We start from the raw sequence: 18,988 nt of genomic DNA on the forward strand, positions 1-18,988 counted from the left end.
ACAGTAGACCGTGCCGGACTGCGGGTCCGCCCAGGCCTTCTCGAAGTGAACGCCTTCTTCCTTCTCGATGGCCAGGTCGGCCTGGTGAGCCTGCTTCAGCTGCTCGGCGGTGATGTCCTTCATCCCGTGGTGGACGTCCATGAACCGGGACATGGCGTCGCACCCCCTTCCGGCGTGCGTGTTCGGGCGCTCAGGGCCGCCGAGAAAGCTCGTCGGCCCCACTCTCCATCCTGCGCCCGTACGACCGCGGATGCGACCGAGCCGGCCCGTGGCCGCCCCGGCTCAGGACGAGGCCCGCTCCACCAGTTCCGTCGGCAGGACCAGCTGGCGGTGCTCCAGGCGGCGGGCCGATGCAGGCCGGTCGTCGGCGATCTCGGCGAGCAGGAGGTCGATCATCGCGCGGCCCATGTCCTCGATCGGCTGGCGCACGCTCGTCAGGGGCGGGTCCATGTGGCGGGCGATCGCCGAGTCGTCGAAGCCGACGAGCGCCACGTCGTCCGGTATGCGGCGGCCCGCCTCGCGAAGGACCTGGCGGGCGCCCGCGGCCATCACGTCCGAGCCCGCGAAGACCGCGTCCACGCCGGGGCAGGCGGCGAGCAGCTCGGTCATCGCCCGGCGGCCGCCCTCCTCCGTGAAGTCGCCCGGCGCGATGAGGCTCTCGTCCACCCGGTGGCCCGCGTCCGTGAGGGCGGCGCGGTAGCCGTCGAGGCGGCGCTGGGCGCCGTAGACGTCCAGGCGGCCCGTGATGGTGGCTATGCACGTGCGGCCGCGCGCCAGGAGGTGCTCCACCGCCGAGTGCGCGCCCGCGAAGTTGTCGGAGTCGACCGAGGGCAGTGCCTCGTCGGCCGAGCGGCGGCCGCTGATCACCGCGGGGATCTCCAGCTGGGCGAGCAGGTCCGGCAGCGGGTCGTCGGCGTGCACCGAGACAAGCAGGACCCCGTCGACGCGGTGGGCCGCGAGGTACTGGGCCAGGCGCTGGCGCCTGCGGTCGTTCCCGGCGAAGATCAGCAGGAGCTGCATCTCGGTCTCGCCGAGCTCTGCCCCGACTCCGCGCAGGACGTCGGAGAAGTACGGCTCGGCGAAGAACCGGGTCTCGGGCTCGGGCACGACCAGGGCGATGGCGTCGGTGCGGTTGGCCGCGAGGGCGCGGGCCGCCGTGTTCGGGACGTAACCGAGCTCCGCGACGGCGGCCTCGACCGCCGAACGGGTCGCCTCGCTCACCCGCGGCGATCCGTTGATCACCCGGGACACCGTCCCGCGGCCCACTCCCGCCCGTGCGGCGACCTCCTCCAGGGTGGGTCGCCCGCCACTGCGGCTGCGTGCACCGTGAGCTGCCATTGTCCGCCTCCCGTCGCACTTCCCCCGGCGAGGAATGTAGAGGAATGTAACAGCCTGATCTTTGCCGGGCGGAAGGGCCGATCATGCGAGCGTCCTCGTAACAGCCCGATAACTGAAGACATATCTCTCTGTCCGGTCCCTTGACACCCCCGCTTCAAGCTACGACTCTTCAACTCATCACTTGTGGGAGCGCTCCCACAGTACCTGACACGTACACATCCCGCACGTTCCCCGCCCGAGCCGAAGAGTCAAGCAACGGGGCAAGAAGTGCAGTTGGCCGGGGGGTCGGCACGTCAGGCAACAGGAGGACGTAATGCGCACGACTTATCGCCGACCCGGTCGGCTGGTGGCCTTCGCGGCCGTGACCGCGCTGGCCACAAGCCTGCTGGCCGGTTGTTCAAGTGACGACGAGGGCGACTCGGCGAGCAGCGACGGCAAGGTCACGCTCAACGTGGGCACGTTCGGCGTCCTTGGCCTGAAGCAGGCCGGGCTCTACGACGAGTACGAGAAGTCGCACCCGAACATCAAGATCAAAGAGAACGTCATCGAGCGCAACGACGCCTACTACCCGAAGCTGCTCACCCAGCTCCAATCGGGCGCGGGCGTGAACGACGTCGCCGCCATCGAGGTCAGCAACATCACCGAGGTCGTGCAGACCCAGGGCGCCAAGTTCGAGGACCTGAGCAAGGCCAAGGGCGTGGACAAGTCCACGTATCTCGACTGGAAGTGGAAGCAGGCCACGACCGACGACGGCAAGACGGTCGGCCTCGGCGTCGACATCGGCCCGACGGCGCTCTGCTACCGCAAGGACCTCTTCGAGAAGGCCGGTCTGCCCACCGACCGCGAGGAGCTCGCCAAGGAGTGGGCCGGCGACTGGAACAAGTACGTGGCGCTCGGCGACAAGTACATGAAGAAGGCGCCCAAGGGCACCAAGTTCGTGGACTCCGCCTCCAGCGTCTACAACGCCGTCTTCGCCGGCGCGACCGAGCGCTACTACGACAAGAGCGGCAAGGAGATCTACGAGAAGAGCCAGGGCCGCAAGGACGCCTGGAACGCGGCGATGAAGGTCGCCAAGGGCGACATGTCGGCCAAGCTCAAGCAGTTCGACCCGACGTGGGACCAGGGCTTCGCCAACGCCAAGTTCGCCACCGTGGCCTGCCCGGCGTGGATGGCCGGCTACATCCAGGAGAAGACCGGCCCGGAGGGCAAGGGCCAGTGGGACATGGCCAAGGCTCCGGGCGACGGCAACTGGGGAGGAACGTTCCTGGGCGTGCCGAGCGCGGGCAAGCACAAGAAGGAGGCGACCGAGCTCGCCGTCTGGCTGACCCAGCCCGAGCAGCTCGCGAAGGTCTTCGCCAAGCAGGCCAGCTTCCCCTCCACCCCGTCGGCGTACGACACGCTGAAGCCGTCGCCCGCCACGAAGGCGTACTTCAACGACGCGCCCATCACGGAGATCTACGCGGACATCGCGAAGAACACCCCTTCGGCGATCTACGGTCTCAAGGACGCCCAGATCGGCCAGTCCATCACGGACATCGGTGTGCTCCAGGTGGAGCAGCAGGGCAAGTCTCCGGCTGAGGGCTGGGAGGCCGCGCAGAAGGAGATCAAGGATGTTCTGGGACAGTGACGCGCATGTCCGAGACCACTGAGTACGCCGAGACCGCGTCCCCTTCGGGGGACGCGGCCCCGGCCGCGTCCGGGACCCGCAAGGGCTCCCCCACGTCCTCGTGGCGCAGTCGCCTGTACCGCTGGGACATAAAGGCGTCGCCGTACGTCTTCGTCGCCCCGTTCTTCCTGTTCTTCGGTGCCTTCGGCCTGTTCCCGCTGCTCTACACCGGCTGGGCCTCGCTGCACCGCCTCGAGCTGACCAACCTGGACGACAGCACCTGGCTGGGCCTGGAGAACTACACCAACCTGCTGCAGAGCGACTACTTCTGGAACGCGCTCGGCAACACCTTCACCATCGGCATCATCTCCACCGTTCCGCAGCTGGCCATCGCGCTCGGTATCGCGCATCTGCTCAACTACAAGCTGCGCGGTTCCACCCTGTGGCGCGTGGCGATGCTCGCTCCGTACGCCACGTCGGTGGCGAGCGCCTCGCTGGTCTTCACGCTGCTCTTCGCGTGGGACGGCGGCATGGTCAACTGGCTGGCCGGGTCCATCGGCATCGACCCGATCAACTGGCGTGAATCGTCCTGGGGTTCGCAGTTCGCGGTGTCCTCGATCGTCATCTGGCGGTGGACCGGCTACAACGCGCTGATCTACCTGGCGGCGATGCAGGCCGTACCGCACGATCTCTACGAGTCGGCCTCGCTGGACGGCGCCTCGCGCTGGCAGCAGTTCCGGCACGTGACCATCCCGATGCTGCGTCCGACGATCCTGTTCACGGTGGTCGTCTCCACCATCGGGGCGACCCAGCTCTTCGGCGAGCCGCTGCTGTTCGGCGGCACGGCCGGCTCCAAGGGCGGCGCCGACCACCAGTTCCAGACCCTTGGCCTCTATCTGTACGACCAGGGCTGGATCAACGGCCATCTGGGCAGGGCCTCGGCCGTCGCCTGGCTGATGCTCGCGATCCTGCTGATCATCGCCGCGGTCAATCTGCTGATCGCCCGACGTCTGAGGAAGGCCCAATGAAGTCCCGCGCCACGGGCCCGACGACCGACGTCGCCGAGGCCCCGCAGACCGACGTGATCGCGAGCCCGAAGACCGCCCCCGCCAGGGGCCCGAAGCCGGGCCGTCCCCTCGGGCTCAAGGCCGGTCGCACGATGCACGCGGGGCCCGTGACATACGTCGTCCTCGCGCTGTTCACCGCCGTCTCCCTCGCCCCGCTGATCTGGACGGCGATCGCCGCGTCGCGCACGAGCGGGCGGCTCGCCCAGACGCCGCCACCCCTGTGGTTCGGCGGGAACCTCTTCAAGAACCTGGAGCGGGCCTGGACGGAGGCGAGCCTGGGTGACGCGATGCTCAACACCACGATCGTGGCGGGCAGCATCACCATCGGCACCGTCCTGTTCTCCACGATCGCCGGATTCGCCTTCGCCAAGCTGAAGTTCAAGTTCAGCGGTCTGCTGCTCCTCCTGACGATCGGCACGATGATGGTGCCGCCGCAGCTGAGCGTCGTACCGCTGTATCTGTGGGTCGCCGACCTGCAGTGGACCAATCAGCTCCAGGCGGTGATCCTGCCGACGTTCGTGAGCGCCTTCGGGGTGTTCTTCATGCGGCAGTTCCTGCTCCAGGCGCTGCCCAGCGAACTCATCGAGGCGGCCCGGATGGACGGCGCGAGCAGCCTGCGGATCATCTGGCACGTGGTGTTCCCGGCGGCGCGGCCCGCGATGGCGGTCCTCGGCCTGCTCACGTTCGTCATGGCCTGGAACGACTTCCTCTGGCCGATCATCGCCCTCAACCAGTCGAACCCCACCGTGCAGGTGGCGCTCAACTCCCTCGGTACGGGCTACATCCCGGACCGGGCGGTGATCATGGCGGGCGCTCTGCTCGGCACGCTGCCGCTCCTCTTCGCGTTCATCCTCTTCGGCAAGCAGATCGTGAGCGGCATCATGCAGGGCGCGGTCAAGGGCTGAGGCGCGCCGTCGCCCGCGGCGCCCTCCCCGCCAGGGCCAGGGCCGAGCAGCCGCCACCTCGGCCCTGGCGCCCGCTCTTCGTTCTCCGCCTTCTCTTCCTGTCCTGATTCCCCCTTTCCATGGGAGCGCTTCCATGCCTGAACCCATTACTTTTCCGGCCGACTTCCTCTGGGGAGCCGCCACGTCCGCGTACCAGATCGAGGGCGCCGTACGCGAGGACGGCCGCACCCCCTCCATCTGGGACACCTTCAGCCACACGCCCGGCAGGACCGTCGGCGGCGACACCGGTGACGTGGCCGTCGAGCACTACCACCGCTACCGCGACGACGTGGCGCTCATGGCGGACCTCGGCCTGAACGCCTACCGCTTCTCCGTCTCCTGGTCGCGGGTGCAGCCCACCGGGCGCGGCCCCGCCGTCCAGCGCGGCCTGGACTTCTACCGGCGGCTGGTCGACGAGCTGCTCGCCAAGGGCATCAAGCCCGCCCTGACCCTCTACCACTGGGACCTGCCGCAGGACCTCGAGGACGCGGGCGGCTGGCCGGCGCGCGAGACCGCCCACCGGTTCGCCGAGTACGCGGGCTTCGTCGCCGAGGCCCTCGGTGACCGCGTCGAGTCGTGGATCACGCTCAACGAGCCGTGGTGCAGCGCCTTCCTGGGCTACGGCTCCGGCGTGCACGCCCCCGGCCGCACCGACCCGGCGGCCGCGCTCCAGGCCGCGCACCACCTCAACCTCGCGCACGGCCTGGGCACACAGGCGCTGCGCGCCGCCCTGCCGGCCCGCGCCAGGGTCGCGGTGAGCCTGAACTCCTCGGTGGTCAGGGCGGTTTCCGACAGCCCCGCGGACCAGGACGCCCGGCGCCGCATCGACAACCTCGCCAACGGCGTCTTCCACGGCCCGATGCTGCACGGCGCCTACCCGGCGGACCTGCTCACGGACACCGCCCGGATCACCGACTGGTCCTTCGTGCAGGACGGCGACCTGGCCGCCGCCCACCAGCCGCTGGATGCGCTCGGCCTCAACTACTACACGCCCGCGCTGGTCTCGGCCGCGAACGACGACGCGGGCAACCCGCGCGCCGACGGGCACGGCGCCAGCGATCACTCCCCGTGGCCGGGCTCGGACGACGTGGCCTTCCACCAGACGCCGGGCGACCGCACCGAGATGGGCTGGACCATCGACCCGACGGGGCTGCACGACCTGATCATGCGCTACACCCGCGAGGCACCGGGCCTGCCGCTGTACGTCACCGAGAACGGCGCGGCCTACGACGACAAGCCCGACGCGGACGGCCGCGTGCACGACCCGGAGCGCATCGCCTACCTCCACGGCCACCTGGCCGCCGTCCGCCGCGCCATCACGGACGGCGCCGACGTCCGCGGCTACTACCTCTGGTCCCTCATGGACAACTTCGAATGGTCCTACGGCTACAGCAAGCGCTTCGGCGCGGTGTACGTCGACTACGAGACGCAGGCCCGCGTCCCGAAGTCCAGCGCCCGCTGGTACGCGGGCGTCGCGGCGGCCGGCGAGCTGCCGCGGGAGGGCGCTCTGGGCTGACCGGCCCGGCTGTACCCCTGAGGAGCCGAGTGGCACACCGTCGCACGGCTCCTTAGGTTTCCCATATGCCACATAACGCAATAGACCAGGCACGGTGAGCGCCGGTGGGCGTACTCCGTGATCACCCCGAGTTCGCGCTGTTCGTCTGCCTCGCCCTGGGCTACCTGCTCGGCAAGGTACGCGTCGGCCCCATCACCCTGGGCGGTATCTGCGGCACCCTGATCGTCTCGCTGCTGCTCGGCGCCTGGGCCAAGGTAGTCGTCTCCGACGACGTCAAGACGATCTTCTTCGCGCTCTTCATCTTCGCCCTCGGCTATCTCGCGGGCCCCCAGTTCTTCGCCAACCTCAACCGCAAGAGCCTGCGGTTCTTCGCGCTCTGCGCGATCGAGCTCGTCTGTGTCCTGGGCATCGCTTTCGGCCTCGCCAAGGCCTTCGACCTGGACGTCGGCACGGCGTCGGGCATCCTGGCGGGCGCGGCCACCGAGTCGGCCGTCGTCGGTACGGCGACCGAGGCCATCGGCAAGCTCGACGGGCTCACCCCGGACCAGATCACCCAGTACCAGGGGCACGTCGCCACCGCGTACACGGTCTGCTATCTCTTCGGCCTGATCACCATCGTGCTCTACACCAGCCAGATCATGCCGATGATGCTGCGCGTCAACCTGCGGGACGCCTCACGCGAGCTGTGGGAGAAGATGCGCGGCTCCGGCGGCGGCCTGGAGTCCGACGAGCGCCAGGCCCTGCCGGGCATGGTCGGCCGCACCTATCTGGTGACGACGGCCGACGGCAGGACCGTCGGCGACCTGGAGTCCGAGCTCGGCGGGCGGATCACCGTCGAGGCCGTCAAACGCGGCAGCAAGACGCTCACGCCCCGCCCCGATCTCGCCCTGACCCTCTCCGACCTGGTCCTCGTGGTGGGCCTGCGGGCCAACACCATCGAGGCGGGACGGCTGATCGGCACCGAGACCCCCGGCATTCCCGGCGTCGACACCCCGCTCGCCACCACCCAGGTCGCCGTCACCGAGAAGTCGTCGGACGGCCTGAGCGTGGAGGAGTTGCAGCGCGCCCATCCCGAGTTCGTCAAGGACGGCGTGTACGTCACCGACGTACTGCGCGGTGACCAGCATCTGCCCGCCGCCGGAGGCACCACCGTGCACCGCGGTGACGTGCTCACCCTGGTGGGCGCGCGATCCGGTCTGAACAAGCTGGTCTCGAAGATCGGTGCGGTCGTCAAGAACGACGCCACCGACTTCATCTACCTGGGGCTCGGGATCGCGGCCGGTTCCCTGCTCGGGCAGGTCGTCGTGCACTTCGGCGACGTGCCGATGTCGCTCGGCACGGGCGGCGGCTGTCTGGTCTCCGGCCTGCTCTTCGGCTGGTTCCGCTCCCGCAAGCAGACCTTCGGGGCGTTCCCGCCGCAGGCCGCGAACACCCTCAAGGACATGGGCCTGGCGATCTTCATCGCCTGTACGGGGCTCGTCTCGGGACCGCAGGCCTGGCCGCTGCTCAAGCAGTACGGGGCGCTGCTGCCGTTCGCCGGGATCGCGATGGTCCTCGTACCCGCGACGATCTCGCTCTTCGTCGGCCGAAAGCTCCTGAAGATCGAGAAACCACTGCTCATCGGCGCCATCGCGGGCCAGCAGTGTTCGACCCCGGCGATCACCTCCGTCACCCAGGTGGCCCAGAGCTCCGTACCTCTGCTCGGCTACACGATCACGTACGCGCTCTCCAACTTCCTGCTCCCCCTGACCGGCCCGATCCTCGTCGGCGTACTCGGCGCCTGAAGCAGTGCACCCGGAGCGTAGAAAATGATCGATTTCCTCAACCGGAACATCTTCCAGCCCCATCCCGAGCTGCTCGTCTTCATCACCGTGGCGATCGGCTTCCTCTTCGGGAAGCTGCGCTACAAGGCGATCGCCCTCGGCGCGGTCACCGGCTGTCTCGTCGCGGGGCTGCTGCTCGGGGCACAGTTCAAGGTCGAGATCGACGGGACGGTGAAGAACCTCTTCTTCACGATGTTCCTCTTCGCCCTCGGCTACAAGGTCGGCCCGCAGTTCTTCCGCGGCCTGAGGAAGGACGGCCTTCCGCAGGTGCTCAACGCGGTCGTGGTCTGTGTGACCGGCCTGCTCGTCTGCTGGGGCTTCGCCGCGATGCTCGGCTACGGCCCCGGGCTCTCGGCCGGGCTCCTCGGCGGGGCGCTCACCCAGTCCGCGGTCATCGGTGTCGCGGGCGACGCGATCTCCAATCTGCCGGGGCTCAGCTCCGCGCAGGTCAAGAGCGAGTCGAACCTGGTCGCCATCGGCTACGCGGTGACGTACCCCCTGGGCACGATCCTCTGCGCGATGCTGCTCGCCAACGTCCTGCCGAAGCTCTACCGCAAGGACCTGGCGGCCGAATCCGCCGCCCTGGCAGCGGAGTTGGACGCCCCCGGCGACAACCCCGACCTGGCCGAGGGCTACTACGAGGTCGTGCTGCGCGCCTACACCATCCAGCGCCCCGACCTCGCGGGCCGCACCATCGAGGACTTCGAGAACCAGCAGCGCGAACTGGGCCGCCGGGTCTACATCACCCGCGTGCGCAGGGAAGGGAACATCCTCGACCACGACCAGCAGCTCGCTCTGCGCGAGGGCGACGTCGTCGCGCTGAGCGCACTGCGCGGCTCGCTCGTCGAGTTCGACGCGCGGACGCACATCGGCGCCGAGACCGACGACGTCGAACTCCTCGGCTACCAGACCGAGACGCTGCACGTGGTGGCCTCCGAGAAGGCCCGGCTCGGCCAGAGCATCGGCGACCTGCGCCGCGAGCCGTTCATGGTCGGCGTCTACGTCGACAAGCTCTACCGCTCCGGATCCGAGTTCCCCTACCGCCTGACCACGAAGCTGGAACGCGGCGACACCCTGATCCTCACCGGACCCAAACGCCTGGTGGACCCGGCGGGCAAGGAGCTCGGCAAGGCCGTGCCGACGTCTTTCGCCACCGACATGATCTGGGTGGGCCTCGGCATCTTCCTCGGCGGCTGCATCGGTATCCCGGCGCTCACCGCGGGCGGCGTGCCGATCTCGCTCTCCACGTCGGGCGGCGCGCTCATCATGGGGCTCGTCTTCGGGTGGATCCGCGGCAAGTACCCGACGTACGGCAACGTACCGCCCGGCGCCCAGTGGTTCATGGACACCCTCGGGCTCTGCCTCTTCGTCGCGGTCGTCGGCATCAACGCGGGCCCGAGCTTCACCTCCGGGCTCTCCACGGCGGGCTGGGGGCTGCTGCTCTTCGGCGCGATCGCCACGGTGATCCCGCTGATCGTCGGTTTCCTCTTCGGGCACCACGTCCAGAAGATCCGCTTCCCGATCCTGATGGGCGTCCTGGCCGGCGGCCAGACGACCACCGCGGCGATCGGCGCGATCAACGAAACCTCCCGGTCCCAGATCCCGACGCTCGGCTACACGATCCCGTACGCCATCAGCAACGTGCTCCTGACCATCTGGGGCGCCGTCATCGTCCTGCTCCACCACTGAGCCCGCCCGACCACCGATCACTCCGTACGCATGTGAGGAACGAGCCGTGCCCAAGACCACCTTCACCCGCGAGGAAATCCAGTCGTTCGCCCAGCTCAGCCCGTTCGAGCTGAAGGACAAGTTCATCGAGATCGCCCGGGCCGTGCAGGAGGACAAGCCGGGCCAGAAGGAGAAGTCCATCCCGCAGATGCTCAACGCGGGCCGCGGAAACCCCAACTGGATCGCCACCGGACCCCGCGAGGCGTTCTACGCGCTGGGCTACTTCGCGCTCTCCGAGTCCCGCCGCGTCTGGACCGCCGACAACCTGGGCGGCATGCCGGAGAAGACGGGGTCGGGCGCCCGCTTCGACAGCTTCGTACGGCAGCACCCGGACCTGCCGGGCATCGACCTGCTCCAGAAGTGCGTCGAGTACGCCGTCGAACGCTTCGGCTTCGTCAGGGACGACTTCGTCCATGAGCTGACGGACTGCTCGGTCGGCGACAACTACCCGGTCCCCGACCGGATGATGACGCACGCGGAGCAGATCGTGCGCGGCTACGTCGCCGACGAGATGTTCGACCACAAGCCCCCGGCTGGCAATCTGAGCCTGTTCGCCACCGAGGGCGGCACGGCCGCGATGTGCTACATCTTCGACTCGCTCATGAAGAACGGCGTCCTGCACAAGGGCGACAAGATCGCCCTGATGGTGCCGGTGTTCACGCCGTACGTGGAGATCCCCGAGCTCGACACCTACGAGTTCGACGTGACGTACGTGCAGGCCAGCATGTTCGCCGAGGCGGGCGTGCGGGAGTGGCGCTATCCCGAGGAGGAGGTGGCCAAGCTCTCGGACCCCGCCATCAAGATGGTCTGCCTGGTCAACCCCTCCAACCCGCCCTCACTGGCGCTGAGCCAGCGGGTCGCGGACCAGATCAAGCAGATCGTCGCCACCTCGAACCCGAACCTGCTGATCGTGACGGACGACGTGTACGGGACGTTCGTCGAGGGCTTTCGCTCCATCGCCGCCGACCTGCCCCACAACACGCTGCTCGTCTACTCCTACTCCAAGCACTACGGCTGCACCGGCTGGCGGCTGGGCGTCATCGGCCTCAACGACGACAACGTCATCGACACGCTGATCGCCGCGCTTCCGCAAGGCGAGAAGGACCGGCTCGCCAAGCGGTACGGGACGCTGACGCTGGAGCCCGAGAAGATCAAGTTCATCGACCGCCTCGTCGCGGACTCCCGGCAGGTGGCCCTGAACCACACCTCGGGCCTCTCGCTCCCCCAGCAGATGATGATGGTCCTCTTCTCCCTCTTCGACATGCTGGACGAGGGACAGGCGTACAAGCAGCGCATCCGCGCGATCGTGCAGCAGCGGCTCCAACTCCTGCTCGAAGGAGCCGACATGAGAGTCTCGGAGGACCCCAAGCGGGCCGGCTACTACATCGAACTCGACCTGCTCGCCGAGGCGGAACGCGTCCACGGCAAGGACTTCGCCGACTTCCTGGAGAAGAACTACGAACCGGTCGACCCGCTGTTCCGCCTCGCCGAGCAGACCCATGTGGTGCTCCTGAACGGCGGCGGCTTCGAGGGGCCCGAGTGGTCGGTGCGGGTGTCGCTCGCCAACCTGGACGACCTCGACTACCTGAAGATCGGGCATCATCTGCGGGCGATCTTCCACGACTACGCGTCGGAGTGGCAGGCGTCCACGGCTTAAGCGCGGGAAAGAGGTGGGCGCCCCGACCGGGTGGGGGGAATGCGGTGATTCCGGTCGAGGCGCCGTGGGGGGCGGTGGTTCTGGGGCGGTGGTTCTAAGGGGCCGGGCTCTACTTGTAGGCGCCGAGCGCCTTCGTGAAGGCCAGCGGCTCCTGCTCGACCGACGAACAGGTCGGCTGGGCGCCTCCGCCGCCGCCCTCACAGGCCTTGTCGCGGGTCGAGGACCACATGGAGAGCCAGCCGAGGCCCTTCTCCTTCGCGAACTTCACCAGCTGCGCGGCGTCGTCGACATTGAAGACCTCGGTGGTGACGTCGTTCACGCCGATCATCGGGGTGACCGCGACGGCCTTCCACGCGGCCTCGTCGGACAGGTCGAGGGCGCCCTTGATCTGCTTCTGCGTGGCGGTCGCCGCGTCGATGGCGTACTGGCCCATGTCGCCGCTGTAGGACGGCCCGTAGTCCATCGCCATGATGTTGACGGCGGAGACCTTGACGCCGTTCTTCTTGGCGTCGGCGACGAGGTCGACGCCCGGCTGGGTCAGACCCTCGGGCATGACGGGCAGCGTGAACGACACGTCCAGACCCTCGTGGTCCTTCTGGAGCTGCGCGATGGCCTGCGCGCGGCGGGTGTTGGCGGCGGTCTCGGGCAGGGCCGCGCCCTCGATGTCGAAGTCGACCTTGGTCAGCTTGTACTTGTCGATGACCTTGCCGTACGCCTCGGCGAGCGCGTCGGCGCTGTCGCACTTGAGGCCGAGCTCGGAGCCCGCGGCGCCGCCGAAGGACACGCGTACGTCGCCGCCCTTGGCCCGCAGTGCCTCGATCTGCGCGGCGACCTTGTCGTCGTCGAGCCCGGTGGCGCCGCCCCACAGGGGCTCGCAGCTGCCGCCGGAGGTGATGAAGGCGAGGTTGAACTCCTTCACGCCGGTCTTGTCCGCGGTGTCGACGAGGTCGTACGCCGGGGCGAGCGAAGTGTCCACGAACGGGGAGAACTTGGCGCCTTCGGCTGCCTTCGCCGCGGGCTCGGCGGGGGTCTTGCTGGCCAGCGCCGTCCCGGAGAAGGCGAAGGCGCCGCCGCCGACGAGTGCGGCTGCCGCGAGCCCGCCCATGACCTTGGACCTGGTGCTCACCGTGCGCCGATGCGTGCTGCTCATCGCGTGCCTGCCTTAGCTGTGCGGGGGGTGGGGGTGCGTGCAGCACGCTAGCCCCGCAGGATCCGGCTTTTGGGGCCAATCGGACCCCCGGTCCGGATCTTAGGACGGGCTTAAGGAAGCGATCGGGGACGGTTAAAGGTCACGCTCGACGCGGCGGCTGCGGGGCAATCGGGTGGGTGGGCGGGAAAGATCCGCCGCGAAGCGGCGATTCAGGGCCGGCGCACGCTGGGCGCACGCTTGCGACGGCGTACGGACCCCCCGTGGCCACGGCCCCCGGCCACGACTCTGCGCCCGTCGAGCTGGATCCAGATGCGGACCTCCGTGCCGCCAAGGACGGACCGCCCGATGCGGACATCCCCGCCGGTGGACTCCGCGAGCTGCCGGACGATGTCGAGCCCCAGGCCGGTGGAACCGTCGGCCCCCGACCCGGCGCCCCGCGCGAGCGCGGCCTCGGGGTCGGCGATGCCCGCCCCCGCGTCCGAGACGAGGACGATCACGGCGTCCTCCCCGCTGTGCACGTCCACCGCGAACGCCGACCCCTCCCGCGTGTGCCGGAAGACGTTGCCCAGCAACGCGTCCAGGGAGGCGACCAGCTCGGGGCGCGCGACCGGTATCCACACCGGTCGCTCCACGCCCGCCACGCGCACCTCGCGCCCCTCGTCCTCCGCGAGCGCCGACCAGAAGGCCATCCGGTCCCGGATCACCTCGGAGGCGTCGCAGCCCGCCCCGGGGCCGACCGCGGCGGTCTGCGGTTTGGCGTCACGGGCGGTGCGGATGATCGTGTCGACCTCGCGCTCCAGCTTCTCCACGGCGATACGGGTCTGCTCGGCCGCGGGGCCCTCGCCCAGCGAGGCCGCGTTGAGCCGCAGGACCGTCAGCGGGGTGCGCAGGCGGTGCGAGAGGTCCGCCGCCAGTTCCCGCTCGTTGGCGAGGAGTTGCACCACCTGGTCGGCCATCGAGTTGAACGCCACCGCGGCAAGCCGCAGTTCGGTCGGCCCCTCCTCCTGCACCCGCGCGCCCAGCTTTCCCTCGCCGAGGGCGCGCGCCGCCCCGACGAGCCGCTTGGCGGGCTGCACCATGCGTACGCCGAGCCGGTCAGCCACCGCCACGGAGCCGATGACCAGCGCGACGCCGACGCCGGCGAGCACCAGCCACGCCGTGGTCACTCCGTTGCTGACCGCACCCTCGGGCACGAAGATCTCGACCACGGCGATCCGGGTGGAACCCAGGGCCATCGGCTGGAGCAGCGCGAAGCCGCCGTCGACCGTCACCGTGCGGGCCCGCCCCTCTTTGCGCGTGGTCTCCACCGCGTGCGCGTCGGCCCGTGCGTCGCCGATCTCCAGGGCGGGCGCCTTGTCGACGGCCGGTACGTACACGGCCATCCGCCCCTCGCCGCCCGCCTCGGACGTGGCGACGGCCCGGGTCAGCTGATCGCGGTCGGTGGTGATGGAAAGGGTGGGGCCCATACCGGCCGCGTGCCGCTCCGCGTTGGAGAAGGCCCGGTCCCGTGCCATCTCCTGGATGACCAGGCCGAGCGGCACCGCGAACGCCACCACGACCATCGTCGTGACGGCCAGGCACACCTTGACGAGCGCCCACCTCACAGCGGTGGCTCCAGCTTGACGCCGACACCCCGCAGCGTGTGCAGATAGCGCGGCCGGGCGGCCGTCTCGCCCAACTTCCTGCGCAGCCACGACAGATGGACGTCGATGGTCTGGTCGTCCCCGTAGCTCTGCTGCCACACCTCGGCGAGCAGTTCCTTGCGCGGTACGACGACACCGGGCCGCCCCGCGAGGAAGGCGAGCAGGTCGAACTCGCGCCGGGTCAGATCGAGCCGCGTTCCGTCCAGCTCCGCCTGGCGGCGCAGCGGATCTATGGCGAGCCCGCCCACCCGTATCTCGCTGCTCGGCGGGGTCTCGCCGGCCGCGACGCGCGAGCGGCGCAGGACCGCGGCCATCCGGGCCGAGAGGTGCTCGACGGAGAACGGCTTGGTCAGATAGTCGTCGGCGCCGTCGTTCAGGAGCCGGACGATCTCGGTCTCGTCGTCACGCGCGGTGGCGATGATCACGGGGACGTCGGTGATCCCGCGGAGCATCTTCAGCGCCTCGGACCCGTCGAGGTCGGGCAGACCGAGGTCCAGGATCACCACGTCGAACCGGAAATGGGCCACCTCGCGCAGCGCTTCCAGGGCCGTGCCGACGCTGCGCACGGTGTGCGATGCCTCGGTCAGATGCCGGATGAGAGCGGAGCGTACGAACTGGTCATCCTCGACGACGAGCACACTTGCCATGGGCGGCACCGTACGCCATATGAGTGATGCCGGTCTGCCGGGACGCCGGTGGCCCCTGTGGTGCAGTATGGCTCGCGATGCGCAGAGGACTCGTACACGCAATAGCTTGGTCGCTCGCCACGGGCGCGGCGGTCACGCTCTCCTGGTGGGGCGTCCACACGGTCATGGCGGGCACCGCCTACGACCCGCCGCGCGCCGTTCCGCTGGCCGCCGACGGCGACCGGGCCGAGCCGCTCTCGTCCTCCACGCACCGCCCGGACCCGACGCCGACGCCCTCGCCGTCGAAGTCGAAGAAGCCCCCGAAGACCACGAAGTCGCCCGTGGACAAGCCGTCGAAGCCGCGGTCCAGCAGGCCGAGCACCCCTTCGGCGCCCGCGGCGACACCCGGCAGCGTGAAGAGCTACGCCTCCGAAGGCGGCCGGGTCGTCTTCGACCTCGGCAAGGATTCCGCGACGCTGGTCTCCGCGACCCCGGCGGCGGGCTGGTCGGTTCAGGTGTGGAAACAGGACACCTGGATCCGTGTGGAGTTCACGTCGGGCGCAGAGAAGGTCTCGGTGTTCTGCACGTGGCACGACCACGCCCCGGCGGTAGAAATCAACGAGTACTGACCGGTTGGTTCGGCGGATGCCCCAGAGTTGAGAAAGTTCCGGCCCGGCGGGCCGGAAAAGCCCCGCGGACCGTCCTCAGCGGAACACCGAGGGCGGCGGCGCGGGCGACGCCACGGCGCTCGCGTCCGTGACCGCCGCCGCTCCCCCGCTGAAGTCGACGAGCGCCCTGCCGTGCTCGACCCGTGCCGGATGCGAGTCCCCGGCACTGCGCCGGGTCAGCTCGGCGATCGGCAGCGGCCGGTCGCAGCCCACGAGGACCGCGTTGCCGAATCGCTTGCCGCGCAGGACCGCGGGATCCGCGATGAGCGCGAGCTCCGGGAAGAGCGCGGCGGCGGTGGCGAGCTGGCCGCGCAGATGCGCGAGCGGCGGGCCGTCGGCGAGGTTCGCGGCGTAGTACCCGCCGGGCTTCAGGACCCTGCGTACGTCACCCAGGAACTCCGCACTGGTGAGGTGCGCGGGCGTGCGGGCGCCGCTGAATACGTCGGCGACGACGAGGTCCGCCCAGCCGTCCGCGATCTTCGCGAGCCCTTCGCGGGCGTCGGTGCCGCGCACCCGTATCCGCGCCTGCGGGTCCAACGGCAGCTCGCGCCGGACGAGTTGGATGAGCGCCGTGTCGCGCTCGATGACCTGCTGGGTGGAGCGCGGGCGGGTCACGGCTATGTACCGGGCCAGCGTGAAGGCGCCGCCGCCGAGGTGCAGGGCCTGGATCGGCTTGCCGGGCGGCATGACGAGGTCGGCGACGTGACCGAGCCTGCGCTGGTACTCGAAGTCGAGGTACGCCGGGTCGTCGAGGTCGACGTGGGACTGCGGGGCACCGTCGACGAGCAGCGTCCACGCGCGCGGCCTGTCCCGGTCGGGCATCAGCTCGGCAAGCCCGCCGTCCACCTTCTCGACTATGGCTTGCGCCTCTTCCCGGGATCGCCTGTTCCTTGCCATCGGACCATTATCGGCGTACGGGGACGGGGCGGCCCGATGACCTTGGGGGCACCGCGGCGACGCGGGCTCAGCGGCAGTTGTCGGCGGCCTCGATGGTGCGGGCCGCCATGCCGAGCGCCGCGCGCAGGACGGCGGGGTCGGTGACCGGATCGGTCTCATCGGGGGACAGCAGCCAGCCGGTGCCGGCGACCGGGGGCGGCGGCGGCACGGGCTCCGGCTCCGTGTGCAGCCGGGTGCCGCGGCCGAAGGTCTGCGTACAGGCGCTGCCCGGCAGGTCCCAGCCGTCGGCGGTGCCGGGCGGCACCAGGAAGCCGAGGGTGTCGCAGCCGCCGTCGTGCAGGACGGGGCCGACCGCTTCGGCGGCTCCGCGGCGCAGGATGTCGACGGCTTCGAGGCCCTGGCGGGCCGGGACGGTGACGAGATCGCAGAAGCCGGCGGGCTCACCGGGCCGCGCACCCTGCTGTGCCGCCTGCCCCGGTCCCTGCCACGGCCCCTGCCGCGGTGGTGCGCTGCGGTCCTGGGTCGGCAGGTGCCGCGCCGTAGTCAGCGACGCCCGCGATTCGCCGTTCTCCATGCCGATCTCCAACAAGGGGACCCCTCCTCGCAAGGGCGGGAGCCGCGTCGCTCCCTCTCCCCATGGTTCAACGCGGGACGGCGTCAACAGCTACGGCGTAATGCTGCCGCAAAGGATGGCAGTTCATGGCAGATCATGGGTGAGATATCCGGTTTGTAGCCAAACTCTGCGTGAAGGGACCATCACGCCGGGTACGTTCGTGCTTCGCCGGAACAGGGGCAGCACGCATCGCCGGATCCGCAGGATCCGGCGCAACTCCGGCACGATCCGTACGAGAGGGTCAGGCCATGGCGTCGTCATCGATGGCATCGTCAACTCCGTCCGCACGACCGAATCTTCGCTTCCGGCAACTGCGCGGACAGCGCTCACCGGGCGAATTCGCCGCCGTGATCCGTCGCGCCGCTCACGAGATCGGTGAGCGCGTCAGCTGCGACGCCCGTTACATCGGACGCGTCGAGGCGGGTGAGATCCGCTGTCCCAACTACGCGTACGAGCGGGTCTTCCTGCACATGTTCCCCGGCCGGACGCTCACGGACCTGGGGTTCGCGCCCCGCTCCGCGGTACGCGGCCGGGGGGCGCGCACCGAGTCCAGGGCGCCCGCGTCACACACCACGATCCATCTGTATGAGTCTTCTCCGTCCGGGCCGACCGGCCCCGAAACGCACGAGTGCGACCCGTACGAGATCCAGAGCCACGAGGAGAGCGACGTGCGGCGTCGCGCATTCATGAGCGGCACGGCCTCCGCGGCCGCCGCCTCTTTGGGTTCCTTCGGGCTCGCCGCCCCGAGTCCGGCCGAGGCCACCGCACGACGCGGCGGCCGGGCGGGCGAGGCCGAGGTGAGCGCGGTCGAGGAAGCCGTACGACAGATCAGGCTGCTCGACGACCGGCACGGCGCCGACGGCCTCTACCGCCGGGCCGCCACTCCGCTGCGGACCGCCTACGCGCTGCTCGACGCGGGCACCAACCGCCAGTCCACGGCGGACCGGCTGCACACGGGCGCCGGTGAACTGGCCATCTCCGTGGGCTGGCTCGCGCACGACTCGGGCCGTTTCGACGACGCTCGCTCGCACTACGCGGAGGCACTCGCCACGTCCCGGATGGCCGCCGACGCGGCCCTCGAAGCACACGCCTTCTGCAATACGGCCTTCCTGGCGCGGGACGCCGGACGGCCCCGCGAGGCGGTGCGGGCCGCACAGGCGGCGACGCGGGCAGCCCTGCGCCTCTCGTCGCCGCGGCTGCTCTCGCTCATCTCGCTGCGCGAGGCCGGGGGCTGGGCGGGGCTCGGCGACCGGGCCGGCTGCGAACAGGCGCTGGCCCGCGCGCACGCCCTCTTCGACCGGGGCCCCTCGGACGCCGACCCGGAGTGGATGACCTTCTACGGGCCCGCCGAGCTCGAAGGACTCGAGGCGCAGTGCTGGTCGGCGCTCGGCGACTGGAACCGTGCCTCGCGGCACGCACGGCGTGCCGTGAGCGTGGCGTCGACGCAGACCCCGCAGTTCACCCGGAACATCGCGCTCTACACCGCGGAGCTCGCCGACGACCTGGCGCGCGCCGGGCGGCCCGACGAGGCGGCCACCGCGGGCATGCGGGTCCTCGCGCTCCTGAACGAGGTGCAGTCCTCGCGCATCCAGTCGATGCTCGCCACGACGGCCAGGGTGCTGCTGCCGCACCGGCGGGCTTCGGGGGTGTGCGGCTTCCTGGAGCGGCATGCTTCATTGCCGCGGGTGGTCTGAGCCGCGGTTCTCCGGCCG

Annotated in this window: 15 protein-coding genes and 1 pseudogene; 9 read left to right on the forward strand and 7 right to left on the reverse strand. The window is 69.9% G+C overall.

The annotated features are described in order from the left end of the window. Together ACQKIP_RS05845 and ACQKIP_RS05850 are read right to left on the reverse strand one after the other, a co-directional pair. Window positions 1-153, reverse strand: a 153-nt coding sequence (locus ACQKIP_RS05845) for a nickel-binding protein (RefSeq protein WP_427742283.1), incomplete at its 3' end; no start/stop codon positions are given. Window positions 154-282: 129 nt separating this feature from the next. After that, a complete protein-coding gene (locus ACQKIP_RS05850; protein WP_365857537.1) occupies window positions 283-1,338 on the reverse strand; it encodes a LacI family DNA-binding transcriptional regulator in 1,056 nt (351 codons plus the stop codon). A 313-nt stretch (window positions 1,339-1,651) separates the two neighbouring features. Here ACQKIP_RS05850 and ACQKIP_RS05855 point away from each other — a divergent pair, with 313 nt between their 5' ends. The 7 genes from ACQKIP_RS05855 to ACQKIP_RS05885 all read left to right on the forward strand — a co-directional run bounded on the left by ACQKIP_RS05855 (window position 1,652) and on the right by ACQKIP_RS05885 (window position 11,679). Next, window positions 1,652-2,965, forward strand: coding sequence for an ABC transporter substrate-binding protein (locus ACQKIP_RS05855; protein ID WP_365857535.1), 1,314 nt, complete (start codon window positions 1,652-1,654; stop codon window positions 2,963-2,965). Window positions 2,966-2,970: 5 nt separating this feature from the next. Further along, window positions 2,971-3,972 carry a carbohydrate ABC transporter permease gene (locus ACQKIP_RS05860; protein ID WP_365857533.1) on the forward strand — a complete coding sequence of 334 codons (1,002 nt, stop codon included), beginning with the start codon at window positions 2,971-2,973 and terminating at the stop codon, window positions 3,970-3,972. Further along, window positions 3,969-4,916: a carbohydrate ABC transporter permease gene (locus tag ACQKIP_RS05865; RefSeq protein ID WP_427742271.1), complete on the forward strand. Its 948-nt coding sequence runs from the start codon at window positions 3,969-3,971 to the stop codon at window positions 4,914-4,916. Before ACQKIP_RS05860 ends, ACQKIP_RS05865 begins: the two co-directional genes overlap by 4 nt. A 133-nt stretch (window positions 4,917-5,049) precedes the next feature. After that, window positions 5,050-6,471, forward strand: coding sequence for a GH1 family beta-glucosidase (locus tag ACQKIP_RS05870; protein ID WP_365857530.1), 1,422 nt, complete (start codon window positions 5,050-5,052; stop codon window positions 6,469-6,471). A 104-nt stretch (window positions 6,472-6,575) separates the two neighbouring features. After that, the gene (gene aspT / locus ACQKIP_RS05875; RefSeq protein WP_365857528.1) at window positions 6,576-8,255 is read left to right on the forward strand and encodes an aspartate-alanine antiporter; all 1,680 of its coding nucleotides are present in this window, start codon (window positions 6,576-6,578) and stop codon (window positions 8,253-8,255) included. A 24-nt stretch (window positions 8,256-8,279) separates the two neighbouring features. Next, window positions 8,280-9,983: an aspartate-alanine antiporter gene (gene aspT, locus ACQKIP_RS05880; protein ID WP_365857526.1), complete on the forward strand. Its 1,704-nt coding sequence runs from the start codon at window positions 8,280-8,282 to the stop codon at window positions 9,981-9,983. A 46-nt stretch (window positions 9,984-10,029) separates the two neighbouring features. Beyond that, a complete protein-coding gene (locus tag ACQKIP_RS05885) occupies window positions 10,030-11,679 on the forward strand; it encodes a bifunctional aspartate transaminase/aspartate 4-decarboxylase (RefSeq protein ID WP_365857524.1) in 1,650 nt (549 codons plus the stop codon). Between the two features lie 109 nt (window positions 11,680-11,788). Here ACQKIP_RS05885 and ACQKIP_RS05890 read toward each other — a convergent pair. The 3 genes and pseudogenes from ACQKIP_RS05890 to ACQKIP_RS05900 all read right to left on the reverse strand — a co-directional run. Continuing rightward, a pseudogene (locus ACQKIP_RS05890) lies at window positions 11,789-12,682 on the reverse strand (chitinase); the annotation flags it as partial. Window positions 12,683-13,038: 356 nt separating this feature from the next. Further along, window positions 13,039-14,433 (reverse strand): sensor histidine kinase, encoded by a 1,395-nt coding sequence (locus ACQKIP_RS05895; protein WP_365857520.1) that lies wholly within the window; start codon window positions 14,431-14,433, stop codon window positions 13,039-13,041. Next, a complete protein-coding gene (locus ACQKIP_RS05900) occupies window positions 14,430-15,119 on the reverse strand; it encodes a response regulator transcription factor (RefSeq protein ID WP_361186427.1) in 690 nt (229 codons plus the stop codon). The genes ACQKIP_RS05895 and ACQKIP_RS05900 overlap by 4 nt, the downstream gene beginning before the upstream one ends. Window positions 15,120-15,196: 77 nt before the next feature. On the opposite strand from ACQKIP_RS05900, the gene ACQKIP_RS05905 reads away from it, so the two are divergent. Then, window positions 15,197-15,727 (forward strand): hypothetical protein, encoded by a 531-nt coding sequence (locus ACQKIP_RS05905; RefSeq protein ID WP_365857518.1) that lies wholly within the window; start codon window positions 15,197-15,199, stop codon window positions 15,725-15,727. A 75-nt stretch (window positions 15,728-15,802) separates the two neighbouring features. On the opposite strand, the gene ACQKIP_RS05910 is transcribed toward ACQKIP_RS05905, so the two are convergent. Together ACQKIP_RS05910 and ACQKIP_RS05915 are read right to left on the reverse strand one after the other, a co-directional pair. Further along, a complete protein-coding gene (locus ACQKIP_RS05910; protein ID WP_365857516.1) occupies window positions 15,803-16,663 on the reverse strand; it encodes a spermidine synthase in 861 nt (286 codons plus the stop codon). A 67-nt stretch (window positions 16,664-16,730) separates the two neighbouring features. Further along, on the reverse strand, window positions 16,731-17,249 hold the full coding sequence (locus tag ACQKIP_RS05915) for a hypothetical protein (RefSeq protein WP_427742284.1): 519 nt from the start codon (window positions 17,247-17,249) through the stop codon (window positions 16,731-16,733). Between the two features lie 275 nt (window positions 17,250-17,524). Between ACQKIP_RS05915 and ACQKIP_RS05920 the strand changes: the two genes are divergently transcribed. Then, window positions 17,525-18,970 (forward strand): tetratricopeptide repeat protein, encoded by a 1,446-nt coding sequence (locus tag ACQKIP_RS05920; protein WP_365857514.1) that lies wholly within the window; start codon window positions 17,525-17,527, stop codon window positions 18,968-18,970. The last annotated feature ends 18 nt before the right edge of the window (window positions 18,971-18,988 follow it).

The organism is Streptomyces sp. NPDC059900, from assembly GCF_050270335.1.
GTDB lineage: Bacteria > Actinomycetota > Actinomycetes > Streptomycetales > Streptomycetaceae > Streptomyces.